The 22071-nt window shown below is 71.9% G+C and carries 19 protein-coding genes and 1 pseudogene; 6 read left to right on the top strand and 14 right to left on the bottom strand.

Translation table 11 applies throughout. The features are described from left to right. Position 1: 1 nt before the first annotated feature. Positions 2-2422, bottom strand: coding sequence for a SpoIIE family protein phosphatase (locus tag ACF1A1_RS32550; protein WP_392004650.1), 2421 nt, complete (start codon positions 2420-2422; stop codon positions 2-4). Positions 2423-3083: 661 nt separating this feature from the next. Then, positions 3084-4517, bottom strand: a complete 1434-nt coding sequence (locus tag ACF1A1_RS32555; RefSeq protein WP_392004652.1) for an MFS transporter — start codon at positions 4515-4517, stop codon at positions 3084-3086. 178 nt (positions 4518-4695) lie between these two features. On the opposite strand from ACF1A1_RS32555, the gene ACF1A1_RS32560 reads away from it, so the two are divergent. After that, a complete protein-coding gene (locus ACF1A1_RS32560; protein WP_392004654.1) occupies positions 4696-5343 on the top strand; it encodes a TetR/AcrR family transcriptional regulator in 648 nt (215 codons plus the stop codon). Between the two features lie 138 nt (positions 5344-5481). On the opposite strand, the pseudogene ACF1A1_RS32565 reads toward ACF1A1_RS32560, so the two are convergent. Both ACF1A1_RS32565 and ACF1A1_RS32570 read right to left on the bottom strand, forming a co-directional pair. Next, positions 5482-5706 (bottom strand): annotated as a pseudogene (locus ACF1A1_RS32565) (anthrone oxygenase family protein); the annotation flags it as partial. Positions 5707-5913: 207 nt separating this feature from the next. Beyond that, on the bottom strand, positions 5914-6327 hold the full coding sequence (locus tag ACF1A1_RS32570) for a nuclear transport factor 2 family protein (RefSeq protein WP_392004656.1): 414 nt from the start codon (positions 6325-6327) through the stop codon (positions 5914-5916). A gap of 120 nt (positions 6328-6447) precedes the next feature. Between ACF1A1_RS32570 and ACF1A1_RS32575 the strand changes: the two genes are divergently transcribed. Then, a complete protein-coding gene (locus tag ACF1A1_RS32575) occupies positions 6448-7047 on the top strand; it encodes a TetR/AcrR family transcriptional regulator (protein WP_392004658.1) in 600 nt (199 codons plus the stop codon). Between the two features lie 258 nt (positions 7048-7305). Here ACF1A1_RS32575 and ACF1A1_RS32580 read toward each other — a convergent pair whose 3' ends face one another. From ACF1A1_RS32580 to ACF1A1_RS32595, 4 genes are all read right to left on the bottom strand, one after another. Continuing rightward, complete coding sequence (locus tag ACF1A1_RS32580; RefSeq protein WP_392004660.1) at positions 7306-8601, bottom strand: MFS transporter; 1296 nt, start codon at positions 8599-8601, stop codon at positions 7306-7308. Continuing rightward, a complete protein-coding gene (locus tag ACF1A1_RS32585; protein WP_392004662.1) occupies positions 8598-9737 on the bottom strand; it encodes a PLP-dependent cysteine synthase family protein in 1140 nt (379 codons plus the stop codon). Before ACF1A1_RS32585 ends, ACF1A1_RS32580 begins: the two co-directional genes overlap by 4 nt. Before the next feature lie 130 nt (positions 9738-9867). Then, entirely contained in the window at positions 9868-10293 is a 426-nt protein-coding gene (locus ACF1A1_RS32590; protein WP_392004664.1) for a hypothetical protein, read from the bottom strand. Between the two features lie 218 nt (positions 10294-10511). Then, positions 10512-10961, bottom strand: coding sequence for a hypothetical protein (locus ACF1A1_RS32595; RefSeq protein ID WP_392004666.1), 450 nt, complete (start codon positions 10959-10961; stop codon positions 10512-10514). A 317-nt stretch (positions 10962-11278) separates the two neighbouring features. On the opposite strand from ACF1A1_RS32595, the gene ACF1A1_RS32600 reads away from it, so the two are divergent. Next, positions 11279-11575 carry a heavy-metal-associated domain-containing protein gene (locus tag ACF1A1_RS32600; RefSeq protein ID WP_392004668.1) on the top strand — a complete coding sequence of 99 codons (297 nt, stop codon included), beginning with the start codon at positions 11279-11281 and terminating at the stop codon, positions 11573-11575. 115 nt (positions 11576-11690) lie between these two features. Next, on the top strand, positions 11691-13985 hold the full coding sequence (locus ACF1A1_RS32605) for a heavy metal translocating P-type ATPase (protein ID WP_392004670.1): 2295 nt from the start codon (positions 11691-11693) through the stop codon (positions 13983-13985). 225 nt (positions 13986-14210) lie between these two features. Here the strand turns inward: ACF1A1_RS32605 and ACF1A1_RS32610 are convergent, their stop codons facing one another. Beyond that, positions 14211-14786 carry a TetR/AcrR family transcriptional regulator gene (locus ACF1A1_RS32610; RefSeq protein WP_392004672.1) on the bottom strand — a complete coding sequence of 192 codons (576 nt, stop codon included), beginning with the start codon at positions 14784-14786 and terminating at the stop codon, positions 14211-14213. Between the two features lie 125 nt (positions 14787-14911). Here ACF1A1_RS32610 and ACF1A1_RS32615 point away from each other — a divergent pair, with 125 nt between their 5' ends. Both ACF1A1_RS32615 and ACF1A1_RS32620 read left to right on the top strand, forming a co-directional pair. Then, positions 14912-15073: a hypothetical protein gene (locus ACF1A1_RS32615; RefSeq protein ID WP_392004674.1), complete on the top strand. Its 162-nt coding sequence runs from the start codon at positions 14912-14914 to the stop codon at positions 15071-15073. Continuing rightward, the gene (locus tag ACF1A1_RS32620) at positions 15073-15636 is read left to right on the top strand and encodes a hypothetical protein (RefSeq protein WP_392004676.1); all 564 of its coding nucleotides are present in this window, start codon (positions 15073-15075) and stop codon (positions 15634-15636) included. The genes ACF1A1_RS32615 and ACF1A1_RS32620 overlap by 1 nt, the downstream gene beginning before the upstream one ends. A gap of 420 nt (positions 15637-16056) precedes the next feature. On the opposite strand, the gene ACF1A1_RS32625 is transcribed toward ACF1A1_RS32620, so the two are convergent. The 5 genes from ACF1A1_RS32625 to ACF1A1_RS32645 all read right to left on the bottom strand — a co-directional run bounded on the left by ACF1A1_RS32625 (position 16057) and on the right by ACF1A1_RS32645 (position 21936). After that, positions 16057-17520, bottom strand: coding sequence for a glycoside hydrolase family 32 protein (locus tag ACF1A1_RS32625; protein WP_392004740.1), 1464 nt, complete (start codon positions 17518-17520; stop codon positions 16057-16059). 48 nt (positions 17521-17568) lie between these two features. After that, on the bottom strand, positions 17569-18441 hold the full coding sequence (locus tag ACF1A1_RS32630; protein ID WP_392004678.1) for a carbohydrate ABC transporter permease: 873 nt from the start codon (positions 18439-18441) through the stop codon (positions 17569-17571). Between the two features lies 1 nt (position 18442). Beyond that, positions 18443-19369, bottom strand: coding sequence for a carbohydrate ABC transporter permease (locus tag ACF1A1_RS32635; RefSeq protein ID WP_392004679.1), 927 nt, complete (start codon positions 19367-19369; stop codon positions 18443-18445). Positions 19370-19454: 85 nt separating this feature from the next. Continuing rightward, positions 19455-20756: an ABC transporter substrate-binding protein gene (locus ACF1A1_RS32640; RefSeq protein WP_392004681.1), complete on the bottom strand. Its 1302-nt coding sequence runs from the start codon at positions 20754-20756 to the stop codon at positions 19455-19457. Positions 20757-20901: 145 nt separating this feature from the next. Then, positions 20902-21936, bottom strand: a complete 1035-nt coding sequence (locus ACF1A1_RS32645; RefSeq protein ID WP_392004683.1) for a LacI family DNA-binding transcriptional regulator — start codon at positions 21934-21936, stop codon at positions 20902-20904. Positions 21937-22071: the final 135 nt, after the last annotated feature.

Below are 22071 nucleotides of genomic sequence, written 5' to 3' on the forward strand. Positions count from 1 at the left end.
GTCAGGTGAACAGGCCGGCCAGTGGTTGTTCGGTCCACACGGTCTTGCCGTCGCGGGTGTATCGGGTGCCCCAGCGTTCAGCCATCTGGGCCACCAGGAACAGGCCGCGCCCACCCTCGTCGGTGGTCCGGGCGCGGCGCAGGTGGGGCGAGGTGTGGCTGGTGTCGCTGACCTCGCACACCAGACACCGTTCACGGATCAGCCGCAGGGTCGCTGGGCCACTGGCGTAGCGGTAGACGTTGGTGATCAGTTCGCTGACGATCAACTCGGTGGTGAACGCCAGGTGCTCCAGCCCCCATTCGGTCAGCTTGGCGGAGGTCAGGGCCCGGGCCCGGGCGGCGCTCTCAGGCTCCGGCGGCAGACGCCAGGAGGCGACGTCGTCCGGTGGCAGCATGCGCGTGCGGGCGATCAGCAGAGCGACGTCGTCGCTGGGCCGCGACGGCACGAGCGAGTCGACCACCGCCTGGCACGTCCGTTCCAGCGCGTCGGCGGGGCGGGTGAGCGCCGCGCACAGCTTGGTCAGGCCGACGTCGGCATCGATGTGGCGTTCGCCGATGAGTCCGTTGGTGTACAGGCACAGCAGGCTTCCCTCGGCCAGTTCCACGTCCCGGGCCTCGAACGGCAGGCCGCCCAGGCCGAGCGGTGGGCCGGCGGGCAGGTCCAGCGCGGCCGCCTGCCCGTCCGGAGCGGTCACCACCGGCGGCGGGTGGCCGGCGCGGGCCACGGAGCACCACCCGGACACCGGGTCGTACACGGCGTACAGGCAGGTGGCACCGACGACCTGCTCGCCCACGGGCCGTTCACCGGCCGCTTCCTGTTCGGCCGCCAGGAGGTTGACCAGGTCGTCCAGGCGGGAGAGGACCTCGTCCGGTTCCAGGTCGAGGCTGGCGAGCGTGTGTACGGCGGTACGCAGCCGGCCCATGGTGGCGGCCGCGTGGATGCCGCGTCCGACCACGTCGCCGACGACCAGGGCGACCCGGCCCCCGGACAGGGGAATGACGTCGAACCAGTCGCCGCCCAGGCCCGGGGCCGCGCTGGCCGGCAGGTACCGCAGGGCCACCTCGACGGCGGACTGGTCGGGAACCGCCCGGAGCAGCAGGCTGCTCTGCAAGGTGAACGCGGTCTGCTGCTGCTGGGTGAAGCGCCGGGCGTTGTCGATGGCGACGGCGGCGCGCGAGGCGAGTTCCTGGGCGAGGGTGAGATCGTCCGCCTCGAAGGCATCGGGGCGGCGCGAGCGCCACAGGGTCATCACTCCCAGCACCAGCCCGCGTGCGGCGACCGGGACCACGATCAGCGAGTGGACGCCCAGGTCCGGAGCGCGGGCCCCCTGGCGGCCTTCCGCGGAGAACGAGTCGGGTGGGAGCACCGCTTCCAGGACGGGCCGCCCTTCGGCCAGGCATCTGGCCTGGGGTGAGTCCGGCGCGAACTCCACCGGCTCGCCCTGGGGGTGGGACGGACCGACTTGCCGGGCGCCGACGCTGCACGCCCCCACGCGTACCACCGGCCCTGCCAGGGCCCGCGCCACTTCCTCACCGCGCGTCACGGTCCGCAGCAGGTCCACCGACGCGTGGTCGGCGAGGTGCGGCACCGTCACCTCGGCGAGTTCCCGGGCGGTCTCCGCCACGTCAAGGGTGGTTCCGATACGGCTGCCGGCCTGGTCGAGAAGCGCGAGCCGACGCTGCGCCCGATGGCGTTCGGTGATGTCCTCGATCATCTCGGCCACCCCCAGGACGCGGCCTGCGGGATCCTCCATCCGGAAGGAGGAGACCAACGCGACCCGCTCTCGTGCCGGATCCTGCTCCATGCGGACGAACTGCTCGGAGTAGATGAACGGTCTTCCGGTCTCGATCACCTGGCGCACCCGGTCCACGGCTCTGCGTGCGTCGTCGGGGAGGAGCATATGGCCGGTGGGCACCCCCCGGAAGTCTGCTGCCGGGACACCGCTGAAGCGTTCGATGGCCCGGTTGACCCGGAGAACCCGCAGGTCGGGGCCGTGGACGACCAGGCCGATCGGGCACCGGCGGTACAACCCGTCGAGAAGCGCGCGGTTTCTCTGCCACTCCAGGACGTCGGCCGCGAATGCCGCGGCGAGAATCCACTCGTGGACCTGGTCGCCGCGTGAGAGTGCCTGGGCCCTGAGCCCCATCTCCACGAGCCGCCCGTCACGGTGCCGCACCTTGAGCACCCCGAACCAGCCGCCGGTTCTCCGGCAGCTCGCCGCGGCCTCCCTGACAGCCGGCAGATCGCGGGGATCGACAAGGACCTCGAATGCCGGACGACCGATCACGGCCGTGTCCGGATGGCCGAGCAGTTCCTGGGCCCGCCGGTTCCATCCGACCACGGTGCCCCGGTCGTCGAGCACCGCCAGGGCGGCGAGGTGCGGGGCGAACGGATCGTCGTGGCCTTCGCTGAGCTCCGTCATCCGCTCCTCCACCGTTGGACACCACCTTCTGCTCGGTCAGCGATGTTCTGCCCCGGGTCCCGACGCGGCCGGTGACCGGCGTGCCGGCGTCCGCGGCGGTGGCTCGGCGTTCCCGAATGCACGCTGACCTGCTGGTCCCATGTAAGCCTAGTGAACCCGGCGGGGCCTCGGCCTCGCCCGGCGCGTGGCACGGCGTGGCGGCGCGGCGCGTGGCGTGGCTCCTCGACGCCGGCCGAACAGCCGCCTCCGACTCGGCAGCGGGGCGGTCGACCCTCCTGCTCGAACCCACGAGGACACCCCGGGGACGCCAGGTGCGGCTCAGCCACTCGGCCGACCGTCACCAGTCCCCCGTCCTCCACCGAGGTGACGATCAGCGCGAGCAGCGCGTCGGCCCGGTGCCGGTCCGCGCGCCGGGCTCGCGGGGCCGTCAGTCGCTGCTGTCGGTCCCGGCGCCGCCCGCGCAGCCGCTGGTTCGGTCCGGTGGGGGCTCGTCGTAGCCGTGGCCGGTGTCGCGGTGCCGCTGGTCGTCGCGGTCGGCCGCAGGCCCTCGGCCGACCAGCCGCCGAACGACCATCCGCCGAACAACCAAGGGCCGCCCGGACGCTGATCCGGCGGCCCCTGCGCGAGGGGCCATGGCACGGCCGGGGCGGTGAGCGTCGGCTCAGTGGACGTGCGGTCCGCCGGTCAGCTGCGGCTTGCCGCGCGGCACGAGCCCGAGGGCCACCGCGGCGCCGACGGCGGCGGCCACCGCGCACACCGTGAAGGCGTCGGTGAAGCCGCCGGCCACGCCGCGCTCGATACCGGAGGCCGCGACCGTGGAGACGACCGCGACGCCGATCGAACCGCCCACCTCGTGGAAGGTGTTGACGACGCCGGACGCCAGCCCCGCCTCCCGGTGTTCGACCATGGCCAGTGCCGTGGTGGTGGCGGTGACGAAGACCGCGCCGAGGCCGAGGGAGGCGACCATGAGGCCCGGCAGCAGAACGGCGTACACGCTGCCGGTGTCCGACAGCCCGGTCAGCGGCACCGTCCCGGCTGCCGCGATCGCCATGCCCAGGACTGCCGTGGCGCGGCTGCCGATCCTGCCGACGAGGCGGGAACCCAGATGCGCGCCGACGCCGGTGACGACGGCCACGGGCAGGAAGACCAGACCCGTCCGCAGCGGGCCGAGGCCTCGCAGGTGCTGGAGGTAGACGGACCCGAGGAAGAAGAAGGCGATCAGCAGGGCCGTGGCCATCAGCATCAGGAACGCCCCCGCGAGGACCGGACGCCGGGTGAACATGCGCAGGTCCATCAGCGGCGCCCGGCTCGCCCGTTCGGCGAGGGCGAACAGTCCGTACGCCATCACGGCACCGGCCAGCGGCAGCAGGGTGGCGGGATCCGCCCACCCTGAGTCGCCCGCCTCCACCAGTCCGTAGATCAGCGCGCCGGTGCCCGCGGTGACGAGTAGCGCGCCGGGGACGTCGAGCCGGGCGGGCTGCGGGGCACGGGCTGTCACGAGCGCGGGGACGGCGGCGAGGACGGCGAGACCGACGGGCACGTTGACGTAGAAGACCCACTGCCAGCCCGGCCCGTCGGTGAGCGCCCCGCCGAGCAGCACCCCGGCCGCGGCGCCGGACCCGCCGACGGCCGCCCACACGCCGAGGGCCTTGTTGCGCTCCGGCCCGTGGAAGGTGGTGGTGACGATGGAGAGCGCGGAGGGGGAGAGCAGGGCGGCGCCGACGCCCTGGGCGATCCGGCCGCCGAGGAGGACCGTGGCGTCGCCGGCGAGACCGGTGACCAGCGAGGCGGCGGTGAAGAGGGCGAGTCCCGCGAGCAGGGTGCGCCGGGCGCCGAGGGCGTCGGCGAGGCGACCGCCGAGGAGCATCAGGCCGCCGAAGCAGAGGGTGTACGCGGTGACGACCCAGGTCAGCGTCGCGCGGCCGAGGTCGAGGTCGGCGGCCATGTCGGGCAGCGCCACGTTCACCACGGTGACGTCGAGGATCAGCATGAACTGGGCCAGGCAGATCAGCGCCAGGGCGGCCCAGCGACGTGGGTCGGGAGTCGCGTGCGCGTGTTCCGGAGCATGCGGTGCACCGGCTGTCGAATGGGTCATGACGCGTCCTTGCGGAGAGCGAGTACGGGGGCGGTGGGCCACGCGAAGGCGATGACGACGCCGAGCGGGGTGCCGACGGCCCGCACGGACGTGGCCGCCCCGGACAGCACCCTTGAACTGTACTGTGCAGTTCACCTGAACTCAACTGTTCAGTTCAGGTGAGTGCTACGCTCTGCCCGTGAGCACGGAAAGCGTCAAGCAGCCCCCGAGCGGCCCCCGGGCCGAGCTCAAACGGCAGGCCATCGTGCGGGCGGCCCGCGAGCTGTTCCTGCGCGAGGGTTTCGGCGTCGGCATGGACGCCATCGCCGCCGAGGCCGGCGTCTCCAAGGTGACCGTCTACAACCACTTCGGCAGCAAGGAAGCCCTCTTCACCGCGGTCATCACCGGCGCCCTGGACGCACCGCTCGCCGGGGACGCGTCCGCGGCCCTCGAGAGGCTGGCGGAGGCCGAGGACCTGCGAGCGGCCCTCCTCGACGCGGCCCGGCGCTGGGTGCACTCGGTGCGCGCCGACGACGACGTCGCCGCCCTGCGCAACCTCGTGGCCGCCGAGGTCCACCGGTTCCCCGAGCTGGGCCGGGCCTGGCAGCACCACGGGCCCGAGGGCCACCACCCCGCCGTGGCGGACGCGCTGCGCACACTCGCGGAGCAGGACCGGCTGGTCATCCCCGACCTGGAGACGGCGATCATCCAGCTCTACGCGCTGCTGGTCTTCCCCCACATGGTCTTCGGCTCCTACGGCACCCACATCGACGACGACCTCACCGACCGGCTCATCACCAGTGGCGTCGACATGTTCCTGAGCCACTACGGCCCGCAGCCGGCGTGACCCCGGCTTCGACGCCCATCCGCGCGCGCCCGGATCCCGTGGACGCGGCGCGGCTCGCCGCAGGGCCAGCAGGACCAGGAGGGCGAAGGCGACGAGGGCGGTGAAGGTACGGGCGTGGTTGAACAGCTCCCAGCGGCGCAGGATCTCCGCATGGTCGGCCGGGGGCGCGGTGACGACCCACCGCTTGATCCGTCCGTTGATCGGGACGTTCCCGAACCGGGTGACCAGGAAGGACATGAAGGTCAGGAGTCCCGCGGCACCCGCGAGGACACGGGGCCGACCGCGCGTCAGGGCGGCGAGGGCGAGGGAACTGAGGGCCGAGACCGCCATCGCGCCCTGCACGGTGATCCCGTTCATCTTCATCAGTTCGGTGTGGAAGTCGAGTCGCCGACCGATCGGGAGGGCGTTGAACGTGGGGACGAGATTGGCGGCGCCGTAGCCGAAGGCGCCGGGCGAGCAGGCCCGTGGACAGCAGGGAAAGGCCCTGGACGAGCAGTCGGACGCGACCGGCTCCTGCCGTCGTGGTGGACGGGTTCACGAGGGAGCGGAGTCCGGGTGCGCGGGTCCGCGTCACGCCCGCTCCCCCAGGTCGGCCGCTCCGGCGGGCAGCGTCCGGGTGAGCTGGCGCGACCGGCGCATACGTCCGTCCTCGGTGAACTCCCCGAAGAGGTGCACCTCTGTGGCGGTCGCGCCACCCTTGCGCGTCCGCGCGTGGATCGTGAGCCGGGCGGCGATCCGGCCGCCGTCCGCGACCGCCTCGTGCACCTCGAACCGCCAGCCGACCACGTTCTTGCGCACCGGCCGCAGATGGGCGAGGAGTCGGTCGTGGTCGAGGCGGATCCCGTCGCTGACCTGAACGACGTCCGGTGTGTAGTGGCGGGCCATCACCGATTCCGGCGGGTCGCCCCGGACCGTGGATTCGGTGAGGGAGGTGAAGAAGTCCGCGATGAACCGCTCGGGGGCGGTGTCGGCCAGTGGCGTCATGACGCTCCGATCCGGTCGGTGCCGGCCCGTGGGCACAGCGGCGCGTCCGCGGCCCGGCCACGATCTCTTACATACCTGTAAGATATGAGTCGGACGACAACCCAGACAAGGCTGTAAGAGATGACTTTCTCCGGAGAGCCGCGTCGTCGGCGCCGTGCGGACGCCGAGCGCAGCAGGGCCGCCATCCTCGACGCGGCGGTCCGATTGCTGCGCCGGCGCCCGGACGCAGGCATGGAGGCCATCGCCACGGCGGCGGGAGTGACCCGGCAGACCGTCTACGCCCATTTCTCCTCGCGCGACGAACTCCTCGCGGCCACGGTCGACCGCATCACCGAGGACGCCGTCGCCGCCATGGACGCCGCGGCGCTGGACGAAGGACCCGCCACGGCCGCGCTGCTGCGGTTTCTCGACGCCTCCTGGCGGTCCTTCGAGGACAACGCGCCGCTGCTCCAGGCGGCGCCGGCCGTCACGCCGGCCGGAAGCGACCGGGCGCGCCACGAACCCGTCACCGACCGGCTGGCCCGTCTCCTCGAACGCGGCGCGAGCGCAGGCGAGTTCACCTCCGGGCTGTCTCCGAGCTGGCTGGTCGCCGTGATCGTCGCCCTCGGGCACGCCGCCGGCGACGAGGCCGGCTCCGGCCGCATGACGAGCACCGAGGCCGAGGCCGCCCTGCGGACAACGGTCCTGCGGATCCTCGGCGCCCCGGAGCCGCCCGCCTAGCGTCCGACGCGCGAAACGGTCCACGGGGCGGCAGGCGCAGCGCCTGCCGCCCCGGCGGAGACCGGTCGCACGCACACAGGTCACCGGCTCGCGCCAGGCCCAGCAGGTCGCCGCCTCGCCACCGGCACAGGAGTCGCAACGGCACGCTCCGGCTGGGAGACGGAGGGTCCCGGCAGCACCTCCCACTCCACGGAGAGACCGCGGCCCAGCAGGGGCGGACACCCAACAGGTGCCCGCCCCTGCCCGTGGGCCGGTGCGTCAGACCGTGGCGGGCCGCGCCTCGGGGACGGGCCCCTTCAGACGGCCGGTGACGTGCAGGCCGTACAGCGCGGCCGCGCAGGCGAGGCCGAGCACGGTCAGGGAGATCCACGGCAGGGCCGGCATCCCCGCGGCGCGGGCCGCGTCGAGTGCGGCGCCGGTGAGGAGGTTGCCGAGCGTGATGCCGATCCCGCAGATGGTGTTGTAGAGCCCGTAGTGGGTCGCCACGAGCCGGTCACCGGACAGGCGGACGATGGTGTCCATCTCGAAGGGGTAGGCGATCATCGTCCCCACGGCCAGGAGCAGTGCGGCGAGCGTCGGCGGTACCGCCGCGAGCAGCCACAGCCCCACACCGGCCCGGGGTACGGGCACCGCCGTGGCCGACAGCAAGGGCACGAAGGCCAGGCCCATCGCCGCCAGCCCTCGGACGAGTGCCTGACCGGGCTCGTAGCGTGCCCGGCACCAGGCGGTCACCCGGGTCTGTCCCACCATGGTGCTCAGGCCGGACACCGCGAACAGCACCGCCACGGCAGCGGTCCCGAACTCCCCTTCGCCACCCAGCCGTCGCACTTCCAGCGGCAGGGACAGGTAGACCTGGAAGGTCAGGACGTACGAGCCGATCATGGCCGCGGAGAAGAGCAGGAACGGCCGGTTGGCGAGGATGCCCCGCCACTGGGCGAGCACGCTCTCACGGTCTCCGTCCCGCTCCTGCCCGGTGTCCTTGCGCCGGGCGGGCAGCGCGCGGACCTGCACGACGGACAGCAGCGCGAAGATCCCGGCCGCCACCAGGCAGGTGATACGGAAGTCCACCCCGGTCAGCACCATTCCCACCAGCGGGCCGAGCAGGATGCCGGCCTGGTAGAAGACGTTGAACAGCGCGAACGCCTCGACCCTGCGCTCCCCCGCGTCCGCCGCGAGGTAGGCCCGTACCGCCGGGTTGAACAGCGCCCCGGCCAGTCCCGTCGCCGCCGAGGCGGCGATCAGCGCGGCCAGTGAGTCCACGAGGCCGAGCGTCGCGAAGCCGACCGTGCGCAGCACACACCCGGCCACGATCATCGGCTTGTACCCGAGGCGGTCGGCCAGCGTCCCGCCCACCAGGAACATGCCCTGCTGACTGAAGTTGCGTACGCCGAGGACGAGTCCGACGACCCAGCCGGCCAGCCCGAGGGTGCCCGAGAGGTGGGCCGCCAGGTACGGCATCAGCATGTAGAACCCGAGGTTGATGGTGAACTGGTTCACCATCAGCAACTGGACGCTGCGCTCGTACGAACGGACCTGTGTGAGCAGCCCCCTCACCGCTCCTCCTCCGGCGAGTCGGACGCGACGCTCGCGATGTCCTCGGCGGCGTCCGACGGCGCGTCCCGGAGGGTCAGGGGGTCGACCACGGTGGTGCACCGGGTCCAGCGCGTGACCTCCTTCTCGTCCAGACGGCCGATCACCTCCGGTTCGGTGGCCGGAGGCGAGTCCAGCAGGCCGTGCGCGGCGCAGTAGTCGTCGTCGTAGACCGTGCCCAGGTAGCGCTGCGGGCCGTCGGGGAAGATCGCCACGATCCGTGTGTCCGCCGGCATCGTGCGGGCGAACCAGCCGGCCACCAGGGCGACCGCCCCCACGCTCCACCCGCCGGTGGCGTAGTGGGACGCGGCGAGTTGACGACAGGTCCACACCGCCTCGGCCGGGGCCACCCAGTGCACCTCGGAGAAGTTCTCGTAGGCGACGTTGCGGGGGTAGATGCTGGAGCCGAGGCCGCGCATCAGCCGGGTCCGGGCGGGCTGGCCGAAGATCGTCGAGCCGATCGTGTCCACGCCCACGACCGTCAGCCCGGGGTACAGCTGCCGCAGGACGCGCGAGACGCCCGCCGAGTGGCCGCCGGTGCCGACGCTGCACACCAGCACGTCGATGTGGCCCATCTCGGCGGCGAGTTCGAGGGCCAGTGGGGTGTAGGCGGCGACGTTGTCCGGGTTGTTGTACTGGTCGGGGCACCAGGAGCCGGGGTGCTGCTCCATCAGCCGCTGGACGCGCTCGCGGCGGGCCTGCTGCCAGCCGCCCGTGGGGTGGGGCTCGGAGACGACGTTGACCTGGGCGCCGTACGCGGTCAGCAGCCGGGTCATGGACAACTCCAGTCCCGGGTCGGTGACCAGGGTGACCGGGTGGCCGTGGACCATGCCGGCCAGGGCGAGCCCGAGGCCCAGGGTCCCGCTGGTGGACTCGATGATCCGTCCGCCGGGCCGCAGATCGCCGCGGGCCCGGGCCCGCTCGACCATGTGGAGCCCCGGACGGTCCTTGATGCCGCCGGGGTTGAAGCCCTCGAGCTTGGCCCAGAGGCCGCGCCCGGCCGGGGCCAGCGGCTCGGACACCCGCAGCAGTGGTGTGTTCCCGACCAGGCCCGACAGTGCGGACCGGCCGGTGGTGAGGGACTTCGTCAGTGAGTGCATGGTTTCGCTCTCGCTCGATGAATCACGGTGGGGTTCATCAGGCGCGCCACGTATGACCGGCACGGATCGTCGATCCGGGTCGGTACCGGCGGGGCGCGGCAGCCTGCGATGCCGGCTGCGGGCGAGAGGTCTAGATGCGCCACCGGGACGTGCGGACGAGCGCTGCCCGGCCGGTGCGCGGTCGTCGCCGTCTGTGGGGCCGGCGCAGCGCGAGCGGGGGTCCCAGGGCCACGGCTCCGGCGGCGACGACCGCAGGGGCCTGCGCATCGGCGCGTGGCAGCTCCGGCGCCTGGGCCGCCGTACGGACGACCATGTCCGACGCGCACGTGTCGCCGCCGTGCGGCGCATGCGGCCCGTGCGGCTCCACGCCGCCCGGCGTCGCCGTGACGGCAGCGGGTGTCGGCCGGTGGGTCTCCTCGGTCTCCGCGTGTGCGACGGCACACAGGATGATCACCAGCAGCAGGGCACCCTGGATCAGGGTGCCGAGCCGGCGCGGCCACGGGGAGCCGGACAGGATGCCCGGAAGGTGCGACGTCGTACGGAAAGGGGGCGGCACAGAACCTCCGTGCGGCCGCCGCTCCTCCGGTCGTGGCGGAGGGAAGCGGCGGGCATGGGTGGGGGAAGGCGGCATCGACGAGCCGGACCGGGATGCGCGTCACGTCGGACACGCGGTCCTGGTCCCGCCGCGCGGGACACCGGCCGAGCGGCTCCCGCCTCCCGTCCGGCCGGGACGGGAGCGGTGGCGGAAGGGCCGGATGGGAAACCCCGCGGTTGCTACACCTGCTGGACCACGGACGCTCTCAGCGCCACCGCCGACGCCGTACGGAGTTCGACGCCCGTGCGACCGGCTGTGAGAGCGGAGGCGACGGGGGTGGCCGGTTCGCGAACCGACGGCGCGAAGCAGGGGGACATCACCGTCGTCCCCTGCTGCGGCTGCCCCGAGGCGCAGTGCTGGGCCGGGTGCGACGAACCGTGGCCGTCATGCCGGCCGTCCGACGTCACGACGGGGAGCGCGGTTCGCCCCTGCGTGACGTGGCGCCCGTCCTGTGCCGGGTCCGCCGGGGCGACTACGGCGCTGGTCGACAGGTGCCCCTTGATGCCCTCCACGTGCACCCCGTGGGCGAAGAGGACGCCGAACAGCAGTACGGCAAGGGCCAGCACGCGTGGCAGTCCCGCAGAAACGCGGGCCCGCGCCATGTGCCGGGGCGACCAAGCCGTGATCATGCCGTGATACTAACGGCTCGCCGGTGCCGGTCCACCGACTCTCCCGCAAGGTCGGGTCAACGAGCCACGCACATGGCCTGTTTACTGCGGCGACCGCGCAGGGGCGGGCCCTCCGCGAGCGCGGCGACCACGAGCCGCCGTCCCGGCCGACCACGCAGGCGCGCCGGAGGAACCGGACCGGCGATCCTCGCCCGCGTGTGGGCGGCATCACAGGCGTGGCATACCCCTGGGGGGTATAGTGTTCCCATCGTCGAGAGGGACCGTGGAAGCACGCCCTCCGACGCAGACCCGCGCATCCACACCTTGAGGGAGCACCCATGACCACCCAGACGAACTCCGGCTCCTGCTGCTCCTCCGACGGCTCCTGCGGCTCGGGAGCCGCGACCGACGTCCAGAGCCTCGGCGTCACGACCGTCTACAAGGTTTCGGGCATGACCTGCGGCCACTGCGAGGGGGCGGTCTCCCAGGAGATATCCGCCCTGGCGGGTGTCACCGCGGTCAAGGCCGTCGCCGAGACCGGTGAGGTGACCGTCACCTCCGCCGCCCCGCTCGACGAGGAGGCCGTCCGGTCCGCCGTCGACGAGGCCGGCTACGAGCTCGTCGGCCGGGCCTGAGGGCCCCGCCGGGACATCCGCCCCGGCTCAGGCACCGCGCATTCCCTCCCCCGCCGGGACGCACCGCTCCGCTGATACGGACGCCGTGCGTCCCGGCCTCTCCCAGGAGACACGCATGACCAGCACGGCTCCCGAGAAGTCACCAGGCAGTACGACACCCACGTCCGCCTCCGAGATCGAGCTCTCCATCGGCGGCATGACGTGCGCCTCCTGCGCCGCCCGCATCGAGAAGAAGCTCAACCGGATGGACGGCGTCACGGCGACCGTCAACTACGCGACCGAGAAGGCGAAGGTCTCGTACCCGGCCGGCATCGAGGTCGCCGACCTCATCGCCACCGTGGAGAAGACCGGCTACACCGCCGAGGAGCCGCCGCCACCGGCCAGTGAGGAGCGGGCCGCACCCGAGGCGCCGGCGGCAGCGGACAGCGAGTTGCTCTCGCTGCGGCAGCGGCTGTTCGTGTCGCTGGCGCTGTCCGTGCCCGTCGTGCTGATGGCGATGGTGCCGGCCTTCCAGTTCGACAACTGGCAGTGGCTGTCGCTGACCCTGGCGGCCCCGGTCGTCGTGTGGGGCGCCTTCCCCTTCCACAAGGCGGCGTTCACCAACGCCCGGCACGGTGCCGCGACCATGGACACGCTGGTGTCCATCGGCACGCTGGCCGCTCTCGGCTGGTCCTTGTGGGCGCTGTTCTTCGGGCACGCCGGAATGCCGGGCATGCGGCACGGCTTCGACTTCACCATCTCCCGCGCGGACGGCTCCTCCGCCATCTATCTGGAAGCCGCGGCCGGTGTGACCGCGTTCATCCTCGCCGGGCGGTACCTGGAGGCGAAGTCCAAGCGCAAGGCGGGTGCGGCGCTGCGGGCGCTGCTGGAACTGGGCGCGAAGGACGTCTCCGTACTGCGTGGCGGCAAGGAAGTACGCATCCCCGTGGGGCAGTTGGCGGTCGGTGACCGGTTCGTCGTACGGCCCGGCGAGAAGATCGCCACCGACGGCACCGTCGTCGAGGGCGCGAGCGCGGTCGACGCCTCCATGCTCACCGGCGAGTCGGTGCCGGTCGACGTGGGCGCCGGTGACGCCGTCACCGGTGCCACGGTGAACGCCGGCGGCCGGCTGGTCGTCGAGGCCACCCGGGTCGGCGCCGACACCCAGCTCGCCCGGATGGCGAAGCTGGTCGAGGACGCGCAGAACGGCAAGGCGGCCGTGCAGCGCCTCGCCGACCGGATCTCCGCCGTGTTCGTCCCGGCCGTCCTCCTCATCGCGGTCGCCACCCTCGGCGGCTGGCTCGGCGCCACGGGCGACGCCACCGCCGCGTTCACCGCCGCCGTCGCCGTACTGATCATCGCCTGCCCGTGCGCGCTGGGGCTCGCCACCCCGACCGCGCTGATGGTCGGCACCGGCCGCGGCGCCCAGCTCGGCATCCTCATCAAGGGCCCGGAGGTGCTGGAGTCCACCCGCCGCGTCGACACCGTCGTCCTGGACAAGACCGGCACCGTCACCACCGGCCGGATGACCCTCCAGGACGTGTACGTCGCCGAGGGCGTCGACGAGACCGAACTGCTGCGGCTGGCGGGCTCGTTGGAGCACGCCTCCGAGCACCCGATCGCCCAGGCGATCGCCGCCGGGGCGATCAAGCGAAGCCGAGAGCGGGGGAAGGCGGGGAGCCTGCCGGTGCCGGAGAACTTCGAGAACCTCGCCGGCCTCGGTGTCCAGGGTGTCGTCGACGGGCACGCCGTCCTCGTCGGCAGGGAGAAGCTCCTGGAGGAGTGGGTCATCGAGCTTCCCCGCGAGCTGGCCGAGGCCAAGGCCGCGGCGGAGGCCGAGGGCCGTACGGCGGTGGCCGTCGCCTGGGACGGCGAGGCCCGCGGCGTCCTGACCGTGGCCGACGCGATCAAGGACACCAGCGCCGAGGCGGTGGCCGAGCTGCGCCGGCTGGGCCTCACGCCCGTCCTGCTGACCGGCGACAACCGGCTCGTCGCCGAATCCGTGGCCCGGGCGGTCGGCATCGACGAGGTCATCGCGGAGGTCCTCCCCCAGGACAAGGTGGATGTCGTCAAGCGGTTGCAGGGCGAGGGCCGTTCGGTCGCGATGGTCGGCGACGGCGTCAACGACGCGGCCGCCCTGGCCGTCGCCGACCTGGGCCTGGCCATGGGCACCGGCACGGACGCGGCCATCGAGGCCGGTGACCTGACCCTCGTCCGCGGCGACCTGCGGGTGGCGGCCGACGCGATCCGCCTCTCCCGCAGGACGCTGGCCACCATCAAGGGCAACCTCTTCTGGGCCTTCGGCTACAACGTCGCCGCCCTGCCGCTGGCCGCGGCCGGTCTGCTCAACCCGATGATCGCGGGCGCGGCGATGGCGTTCTCATCGGTGTTCGTCGTGACGAACAGCCTGCGACTGAGGTCCTTCAAGTAGACGCGTGGGCAACCTCGTCGATCAGGAGGGTCCTGCCGAACGGCGGGACCCTCTCGCGTTGCGCCGCGTTGCGCGCGATACCCCCCACGGGTATTGTCCGGGAGGCGAACTGCGCCGGTCGACCGGCCGGCGTCCGGCAGGGGCGCGGGCGGGACGCCGCCGGGAACGGCGGGGGCGTCCCACACCACGGAAGGCCTCACCTCTGCTGGGCGTTGGTGCGGGCTGTCAGTCCTGGGGCCGCAGGCCGGCCAGCGTCACCGCGACGAGCCGCCGCACCGCGGCCTTGGACGACAGGCCGCCGGCTCCGGCAAGAGCGTGCAGGCAGTAGCCCGTCAGCTCGTCCGGCGAGACGTCGTCCCGCACGTCGCCCGCCTGGACACCTTCGGCCAGCAGCCCCTGGACGAAGTGGCGCAGATGCCGCTCGGCGTGCGCCACATGGTCACCCCGGTGCAGAACGGCGGACAGCTCCCCTCCCTGTCCGTGCCGCTGCTGCTGCATGAACGCGTAGCGCTCCAGCACGGCCTCCAGCCGCTCGCCGGGGGTGCCGGCACGGTCGCGCAGCTCGGCCAGTTCGTCCAGGTGGCCGGCGATCTGCCGCCCGTGCCACGCCATGAGGATGGACTCGACGTCCGGGAAGTACTTGTACAGCGTGGCCCGGCCGATGCCGCTCTCCTCGGCGATCCGCGACATCGTCACGCCCCGCAGCCCCTGCTCGGCCACGAGCGTCGCCGCGGTCTCCAGCACCGCGTCGCGGACGGCGCGCTTGTGCTCCTCGATGGTCTGGTTCCACAGCTTCGGCACCCGCCCAGGGTACGCGACGACGACGTCGATACATCCCGGCTTGACGTAGACACAGTGTCTCGATAACAGTTGCCCGCGTGGAAGAAGAGCCCGGGGACCGCACCCGCCCGACCGAGGGAACCCGCATGACCGACTCGTCGTCCGAATCCGCCCCCGGCCACGGGTCGGCCCCCGCCACCCCGCGCTGGGTGAAGGTGTCCGGCGCCGTCGCCCTCGCCGTCGTCGTCCTGTTCCTCGTTCTGCACCTCACCGGCAGCATGGGACCCGGCATGCACGGCGGCCACTGATGGCCATGCCGACCGGCCTGCGCAAGGTCGCGCTCACCGCGCACGTCGCGACCTCGGTGGGCTGGCTCGGCTCGGTCGCCGTCTTCCTGGCCCTCGCCGTCGCCGGCCTGACCGGCGAGGACGTCCAGCGGGTGCGGGGCGCGTACCTCGCCATGGAGATGACCGGCTGGTACGTGATCGTCCCCCTGGCCTTCGCCTCCCTGCTGACCGGGCTGGTGCAGTCGCTGGGCACCACGTGGGGACTGCTGCGCCACTACTGGGTGCTGGCCAAGCTCGCGCTGACCGTCGTGGCCACCTTTCTCCTCGTCCTGCACATGCGGGTGGCCGACCGGCTGGCGGACGCGGCACTGCGGACCGACCTGTCCGGCACCGGCCTCGGCGGTATGAGAGTCCAGCTCGTCCTCGACGCCGCCGCCGCCGTCGTCGTCCTGCTCACCACCACGGCCCTGTCCGTCCACAAGCCGCGCGGCATCACCCGGTACGGATGGCGGAAACAGCAGGGGCAGCGCGCCGAACGGCCCGACCACACGACCGTGAACACGACGGCCCCGACCCCGACATGACCACGTCGGCCCCGCCGCGGCGCGCCGCGGCCACGGTCATCGGCGGTCCCGGGAACAACCGGCGCCGACCCACGACACCTCCCCAGCGGCTGACGCCGTGGCCGACGACCGGGAGCTGGTGGGTCCCGGCGGTGAGCCGGAATGCCGGCGCAGTTCAGCAGCAAGGCACCACCGGCGGGTGCCGCCTCCGACCAGAGGGCCTGGGCGATGCCGGCGCCGGCGTCCGCGGCGGTGCTCGTCGAAGCGCGCACCGCTGCCGGACAGCCACCCCAGTCGGCCGGCCTGCCGTCAACACGGCTGAGCTGCCGCGGCGGCCGACCGCCGAAAGCGGCAGCGGGGACGCGGCGCCATGACGGCCCCCAGCTTCGTGGCGGGCGCCCCCCGCGACCGGCGACAGCGTGCAGGGGCGGGCGAGGCGATCTACGTGATCACGGACCCGGCGCTCGCGTCTGCCGCACATCGCATGGTGTACGGCCGCAGGTTCCAGGCCCCGACCGTGTAGCCGATGGGGCCGTCTCCCGCGGCGCGGGCTTCGATCCGCCAGGGGCCGCCGCCGGTGGGGTAGAAGCGCAGGGTCAGCGTCCGGCCCGACGGCAGGTACAGCTCGGCGACGGAACGGTCCACCACCAGACGCAGTTCGATCGGGGCACCGAACGCCGTCTTCGCCTCGGGGCAGGGGACGCGGTACGTGCCGCCGTGTGCGCGCGGGTCGAGCGAGGCGTGCCCCCGGTCGACGACGAGCTCGCCGGCGGCGGAGTCGATCCTGATGTCGAGGTACTCGGTGCCGTCGGCAGAGGTCACCACCCGCAGTCCCCCTGCCGTCCCCGGAGCGCGGAGTTCCAGACGGGCGGTCAGATCGAAGCTCGCGCCCACCGTCCCCAGGACGGCGGTTTTGGCGGTCTCGCCGGAAGCCGTCACCGCGCGTCCGTCGCGCAGCGAGAGAAGTTCCGTGGCCGGTCGCTGTCGTACGGAGCCGTCCTCGCCGAGTGTCACCTCGCGCGGCAGTGTCAGCAGCCCGGCCCAGCCGGCCTCGCGCACCCACTGCGGGTCCCGGGCCTCCCATGACCAGCCCCACAGCAGCCACCGGCCGTCGGGGGCGGGCAGCAGTGCCGGGGCGTAGAAGTCGGGACCGTGGTCGAGCAGGACGGGGGCGCCGGCGACGAAGCGGCCGTCCTGCTCGCGGCCGGGGTAGGCCACGGTCCGACGCGGTCCGAGCTCCGGGTCCCAGGCGCTGACGATCAGTGCGCCGCGGCCGTCCGGCGCGTGCAGGTACTGGGGACACTCCCAGCCCAGCCCCGTGTCGGCGCCCGGCGCCAGCGGCTGCGGGGCCTGGTCCAGGAACGGCCCCCGGTAGTGCCAGTGTTCAAGGTCGGAGGACTCGTACAGCAGGGCCGCCGCCCGGCCGTCCGCCAGGGCGGAGCCGACCAGCATCCGCCAGCCGCCGCCCTCGCGCCATACGTAGGGATCGCGGTACATGGTCGCGCCCTCGGGCAGATCGGGTATCAGCAGGCTGCCGCGCGGCGTCCAGGTGACGCCGTCGTCCCAGGACTCGGCGGTGGTGACCGGCTGTGCCCAGCGGTCGGTACGGAAGGCGGAGTAGAAGGCGACCATGCGGTCGCCGTCGGAGACGGCGTTGCCGGAGAAACAGCCGTCGGCGTCCTCGCTGCCCGGTGTGGGGGTCAGCGCGACCGGGAGTTCCTCCCAGGTCAGCAGGTCGGAGCTGCGGAAGTGGCCCCAGTGCATGGTCGCGTGCTCCGGTCCGTACGGGTTGTACTGGAAGCACACGTGGTAGTGGCCGTCGTGGAAGGCCAGCCCGTTGGGGTCGTTGATCCAGTTGCTGGGCGGGCGCAGGTGCGCGACGGGCAGGTGGGGGTCTGCGGGCATGACGGACACGCGGGGGTCCTTTCCATGGGGGAGGTCGAAGGAGCGCAGTCAGCCCTTGACGCCGGTGGAGGCGATGCTGTTGACGAACGACCGCTGGAAGGCCACGAACAGAGCCAGGATCGGCACAGTGATCATGGCGGAGTAGGCCATGATCTGGCCCCAGCCCACATTGAGCTGGAAGAAGTAGGAGATGCCCACCATCACCGGCCGCAGTTCCTCGCTCTGCACGACCATGAGCGGCCACAGGTAGGAGTTCCAGGCGGGCAGGAAGGTGAGGATGGCGACGGTGGCGACGGCCGGTCCGGACAGCGGCATGATGATCCGCCGGTAGATGGTGAACCAGCCGGCGCCGTCCACGATCGCGGCCTCGTCGATCTCCTTGGGGACGCTCTGGAAGTACTGGTGGAAGAAGAAGATCGAGAAAGCGTTGGCCACGAACGGCACGATCTGCACCTGGTAGGTGTCCATCCAGCCGGTGGTCCACTCCAGGTGGAAGCCGTTGACGCGGAGCAGCGGAAGTTGGTTGACCCACCACACCAGCGGCAGGGCGAAGGTCTCGAACGGCACGATGAGGGTGGCGATGACCGCGGTCAGAACGGCCTTGCGGCCCGGCCAGCGCATCCGGGACAGCGCGAACGCGGCCATGCTGTTGACGATGACGCCGAGGACCACGGTGATCGACGAGATGAGCACCGAGTTCAGCAGGAACTGTGCCGCCGGGACACGCTCGAACACTCCCGTGTAGTTGTCCAGGGACAGGGCGCCGACCGGGAGGAAGGCGCGCAGGGAGCCCAGGTCGCCGAAGATCTGGTCGTCCGGCTTGAACGACGAGACCAGCATGAAGACGAGCGGGAGCGCGAAGACCAGGGCCAGGACGACCCGGCCGGCGTGACCGGCGAGGTGCTTGAGGAAGGAGGTCATGTCAGTCCTTCTCCCGGGTCAGGAAACGCTGGACGAGGGACACGGTCAGGACGAGCACGAAGAAGACCAGCGAGATGGCGGCCGCGTACGCGGTCTGCTGCTGGTCGTAGCCGGTGTGCACCGCCTGGTGGACGACGGTCGTGGTGGAGTCGAGCGGGCCTCCTTGCGTCATCACCCTGATCTGGGTGAAGAGGCTGAACGCCGCGATGGTGATGGTGACGAGCACGAACGTGCGGGTGGCACGCAGTCCGGGCCAGGTGACGTGGCGGAAGCGGTGCCAGCGGGTGGCCCCGTCCAGATCGGCGGCCTCGTACAGCTCGGCGGGAATGGTCTGCAGGCCGGCCAGCCAGATGACCATGTGGAAACCCACGCCCTGCCACACCGACATCAGGATGATCGCGGGCATGGCGGTGACGGGGTCGCCCAGCCAGTCCGGGCCGTGGACGTGTCCCAGGGTGAGCGTCGAGATCACGTGGTTGACGAGGCCGTCCTTCCGGTAGAGGAAGGTCCACAGCAGGGACACGACGACCATCGAGGTGACGACGGGCAGGAAGTAGACGGTGCGGAAGAAGTTGACGCCGCGTACCTTCGCGTTGACCAGCAGCGCCAGCGCCAGGGCGAGGCCGGCCTGGAGCGGGACGACGACGGCGGCGAAGTACGCCGTGTTGCGCAGGGACTTGTAGAAGACCGGATCCTGGAAGAGCAGGGTGAAGTTGCGCAGGCCCACGAAGCGGGCCGGGGTGGGCGAGACGAGCCTGGCGTCGGTGAACGCCAGGGCGAAGGCGAGGACGACCGGTACGACGAGGAAGACGATCAGCAGCACCACGGCCGGTGTGGCCATGCCGAGGGCGGTGAGGCTCTCACGGCGACGGGTGTGGGTCGTTCGGGTTCGCCGAACCGGACGCAGCCGACCGAGGGCTGCGATCATGGTGGTCACGGTAGCTCCAGGGAAACCGGTCCGGTTCGGGCGCGCGGGGAGAGCGCGGTCGGGGCCCGAACCGGACCGGGGTGGGTCAGTCGGCGTAGTGGTTGTTCGTCTTGAGGTTGTTGTCGATGTCCTTCGCGGCTTGGCCGAGCGCGTTCTCGGGGTCGGCCCCGGCCAGGATGTCCTGGGCCGCCTTCTCGAACTCGGTGGAGATGTACGGGTAGGCCGGGGTGACCGGGCGTACCACCGCGAACTTCCGGGCGAACTCGACGAGGTCGTCGAACCTCCCGCCCGGCTGGTAGCCGTCGACCTGCTTCGCGGCGGCCTCGGTGGCCGGGAGAGTGCCGGTGGCCCTGGCGTAGTCGACGAAGTACTTCGTCTGGCGGGAGAACTTCAGCCACGCCTGGGCGCCGTCCTTGTTGGAGCAGCTGGAGCTCATCGCCCACTGCCAGGAGGCGCCACCGATCCGGGGTCCGTTGCCGAAGTCGACCGGCGGGATGATCGCCAGGTCGTCGCCGAGCTTGCCGGCGTTCTTGGCCGCGTTCCAGCTGCCGTCCCACTGGATGGCGCTCTTGCCGGCCAGGAAGTCCTTGTTGGGGTCGGCCCCGGACTTCTTGGCCATGTAGCCCTTGGACACCAGCGAGCGGAACCAGGTGGCCCACTCCACGGAGTCCTTGCCGTCGAGCGTGCCCGAGGCGGTCCTGTAGCCGTCGCGGTCGATCAGGTCGCCGCCGAAGCTCTGCAACTGCGGGGAGTAGGCATACGACCACCACTCACCGCTCCCGCCGGTGCCCATCTCCAGCGGGTACTCGAACTTCCCGCTCTTCTTCAGCTTGGCCAGGGCCGCGTCGAACTCGTCCTTCGTCCATGGCTTGTCGATGGCGGGGATACGGATGCCGTACTCGTTCAGCACCGACTTGCGGGCGAAGAAGGCCAGGGAGACGTCATAGAAGCCGAACGCGTAGACCTTGTCCTTGTAGCGGCCGACCGTGCTGGCCAGCTGGTCGGACAGGGGCACTTCGCTGCCGGAGACGTCGATCGGGGCGAGGTAGCCGCCCCACGCCCAGTTCGCCACGTTGGGGCCGTCCACATCCAGCAGGCACGGCAGCTTGCGGGCCGAGGCGGCCGCCACGACGGAGTTGTTGTAGTCGCTCTGCGGGAAGGTCTGGAGCTTGACCTCGTACGTGCTCTGGGAGCCGTTGAAATCCTTGATGATCTTCTTGACGACGTCCAACTCGGCCGAGTTGCCGGCATTGTGCGTCCACAGGGTCAGCGTGTTGCCGCTGGCTCCGGACGTGCTGCCGCCGCTTCCGGACGCACATCCGGTGACCAGCGCGGTCGCCGCCGCGACGGCTACACTCGCAGAAGCGAGGCGCCTGGTTCTGAACACCACGAGGTTCCTCCATCTCACTGAGACGGGTCTTGCCGGACCCGCCTTGGCGACCGGTTGCGACGGTCGCCGTTGTTGATGGTCGTCCCGCCGCCCGGGGGTCAGAGCTCCGGGCGGCGGGACGACCGTTTTCGGGTGCCCGGTGTCAGCCCTTGGCGGGGGCGCCGATGGAGGCGCGTTCCCGCAGTGGCATGGGCACACGGTGTACGACTGCTTCGAGCGGCCCCTGGCGGAGGATCAGCTCCACGGCGAGGCGGCCGAGCTGGTGGTGCGGAAGCTTCAGCGTGGTGAGCGCCGGGCGCAGTACGGCCGCGATGTCCTGATCGTCGAAGGAGACCACCGACACGTCGTCGGGCACCGACAGACCCGCCTCGCCGAGCGCCTGGTAGGCGCCGAGGGAGACCCGATCGGTCAGGCACACCAGCGCCCGGGGCCGGTGGCCCGCCGCGAGCAGCGCGGAGACCTCCCGGTGACCGTCCGGCGTATTCCAGTCGCACTCGATGACACCGTCCAGGTGCGCGCCACCCGCCCGCAGGACCTCCTCCAGGCCGCGCATGCGCTCGTTGCCGGCGATGATCCCCTCGGGAGTGGCCGGCACGGCCTGGTGGCCACCGATCGCCCAGATGCCCCCGGTGTGGCCGGCGGCCAGCAGGGCACGGGCCGCGTCACGGCCGGCCTGGAGCTCGTCCGGGACGACGGACGGTGCGTCGAAGCCGGGGGCCAGGCAGTTCAGCAGCACGACCCGGCGGCCGAACAGCTCCTTGGGCGGAGTGACGTACCGGGTGAACATGGACGCGTAGATCACCGCGTCGACCTGACGGTCCAGCAGCGCGTGGACCAGCGAGGACTCGGCGTCGCGATCGCCGCCCGCTTCCGTGATGAAGAGCAGGTTGTCCCGCTCCCGGGCGGCCTCCATCGCGCCGCGGATCACCTCGCCCGCGAAGGGCGTCGTGGTGATCCGGTCCGACACGAACCCGATGGTCTGCGTCGACTTCGTCCGCAGGCTGCGTGCCGTGACGTTGGGCCGGTAGCCCAGCTCCCGGGCGGCCTCCAGCACGCGTTCACGAGAGGTGGCGGAGATGCGCATGTCGGTGCGGCCGGAGAGGGCGAACGACGCGGTGGTCGGCGAGACACCCGCCCTGCGGGCAACGTCGGCCATCGTCACGCGGCGTTCAGACATCAGCGACTCAGCTCCGTTGTTAAATCGGATTAGCAAGGTTGCGACGAGAGTGATGCGCTCTTCGCCCGATGTCAACACCCGGGACATCCCTCACGCGAAGCGGCGGGCTTTTGCTCCTCTATGTCCGATCTCCAG

Source organism: Streptomyces sp. NPDC014995 (assembly GCF_043080745.1).
Lineage (GTDB): Bacteria > Actinomycetota > Actinomycetes > Streptomycetales > Streptomycetaceae > Streptomyces.

Coding starts and splice junctions, on each gene's coding strand:
- ACF1A1_RS32550 (WP_392004650.1), bottom strand. CDS start 2,422: ATGACGGAGCTCAGCGAAGGCCACGACGATCCGTTCGCCCCGCACCTC.
- ACF1A1_RS32555 (WP_392004652.1), bottom strand. CDS start 4,517: ATGACCCATTCGACAGCCGGTGCACCGCATGCTCCGGAACACGCGCAC.
- ACF1A1_RS32570 (WP_392004656.1), bottom strand. CDS start 6,327: ATGACGCCACTGGCCGACACCGCCCCCGAGCGGTTCATCGCGGACTTC.
- ACF1A1_RS32575 (WP_392004658.1), top strand. CDS start 6,448: ATGACTTTCTCCGGAGAGCCGCGTCGTCGGCGCCGTGCGGACGCCGAG.
- ACF1A1_RS32585 (WP_392004662.1), bottom strand. CDS start 9,737: ATGCACTCACTGACGAAGTCCCTCACCACCGGCCGGTCCGCACTGTCG.
- ACF1A1_RS32595 (WP_392004666.1), bottom strand. CDS start 10,961: ATGATCACGGCTTGGTCGCCCCGGCACATGGCGCGGGCCCGCGTTTCT.
- ACF1A1_RS32600 (WP_392004668.1), top strand. CDS start 11,279: ATGACCACCCAGACGAACTCCGGCTCCTGCTGCTCCTCCGACGGCTCC.
- ACF1A1_RS32605 (WP_392004670.1), top strand. CDS start 11,691: ATGACCAGCACGGCTCCCGAGAAGTCACCAGGCAGTACGACACCCACG.
- ACF1A1_RS32615 (WP_392004674.1), top strand. CDS start 14,912: ATGACCGACTCGTCGTCCGAATCCGCCCCCGGCCACGGGTCGGCCCCC.
- ACF1A1_RS32620 (WP_392004676.1), top strand. CDS start 15,073: ATGGCCATGCCGACCGGCCTGCGCAAGGTCGCGCTCACCGCGCACGTC.
- ACF1A1_RS32625 (WP_392004740.1), bottom strand. CDS start 17,520: ATGCCCGCAGACCCCCACCTGCCCGTCGCGCACCTGCGCCCGCCCAGC.
- ACF1A1_RS32630 (WP_392004678.1), bottom strand. CDS start 18,441: ATGACCTCCTTCCTCAAGCACCTCGCCGGTCACGCCGGCCGGGTCGTC.
- ACF1A1_RS32635 (WP_392004679.1), bottom strand. CDS start 19,369: ATGATCGCAGCCCTCGGTCGGCTGCGTCCGGTTCGGCGAACCCGAACG.
- ACF1A1_RS32645 (WP_392004683.1), bottom strand. CDS start 21,936: ATGTCTGAACGCCGCGTGACGATGGCCGACGTTGCCCGCAGGGCGGGT.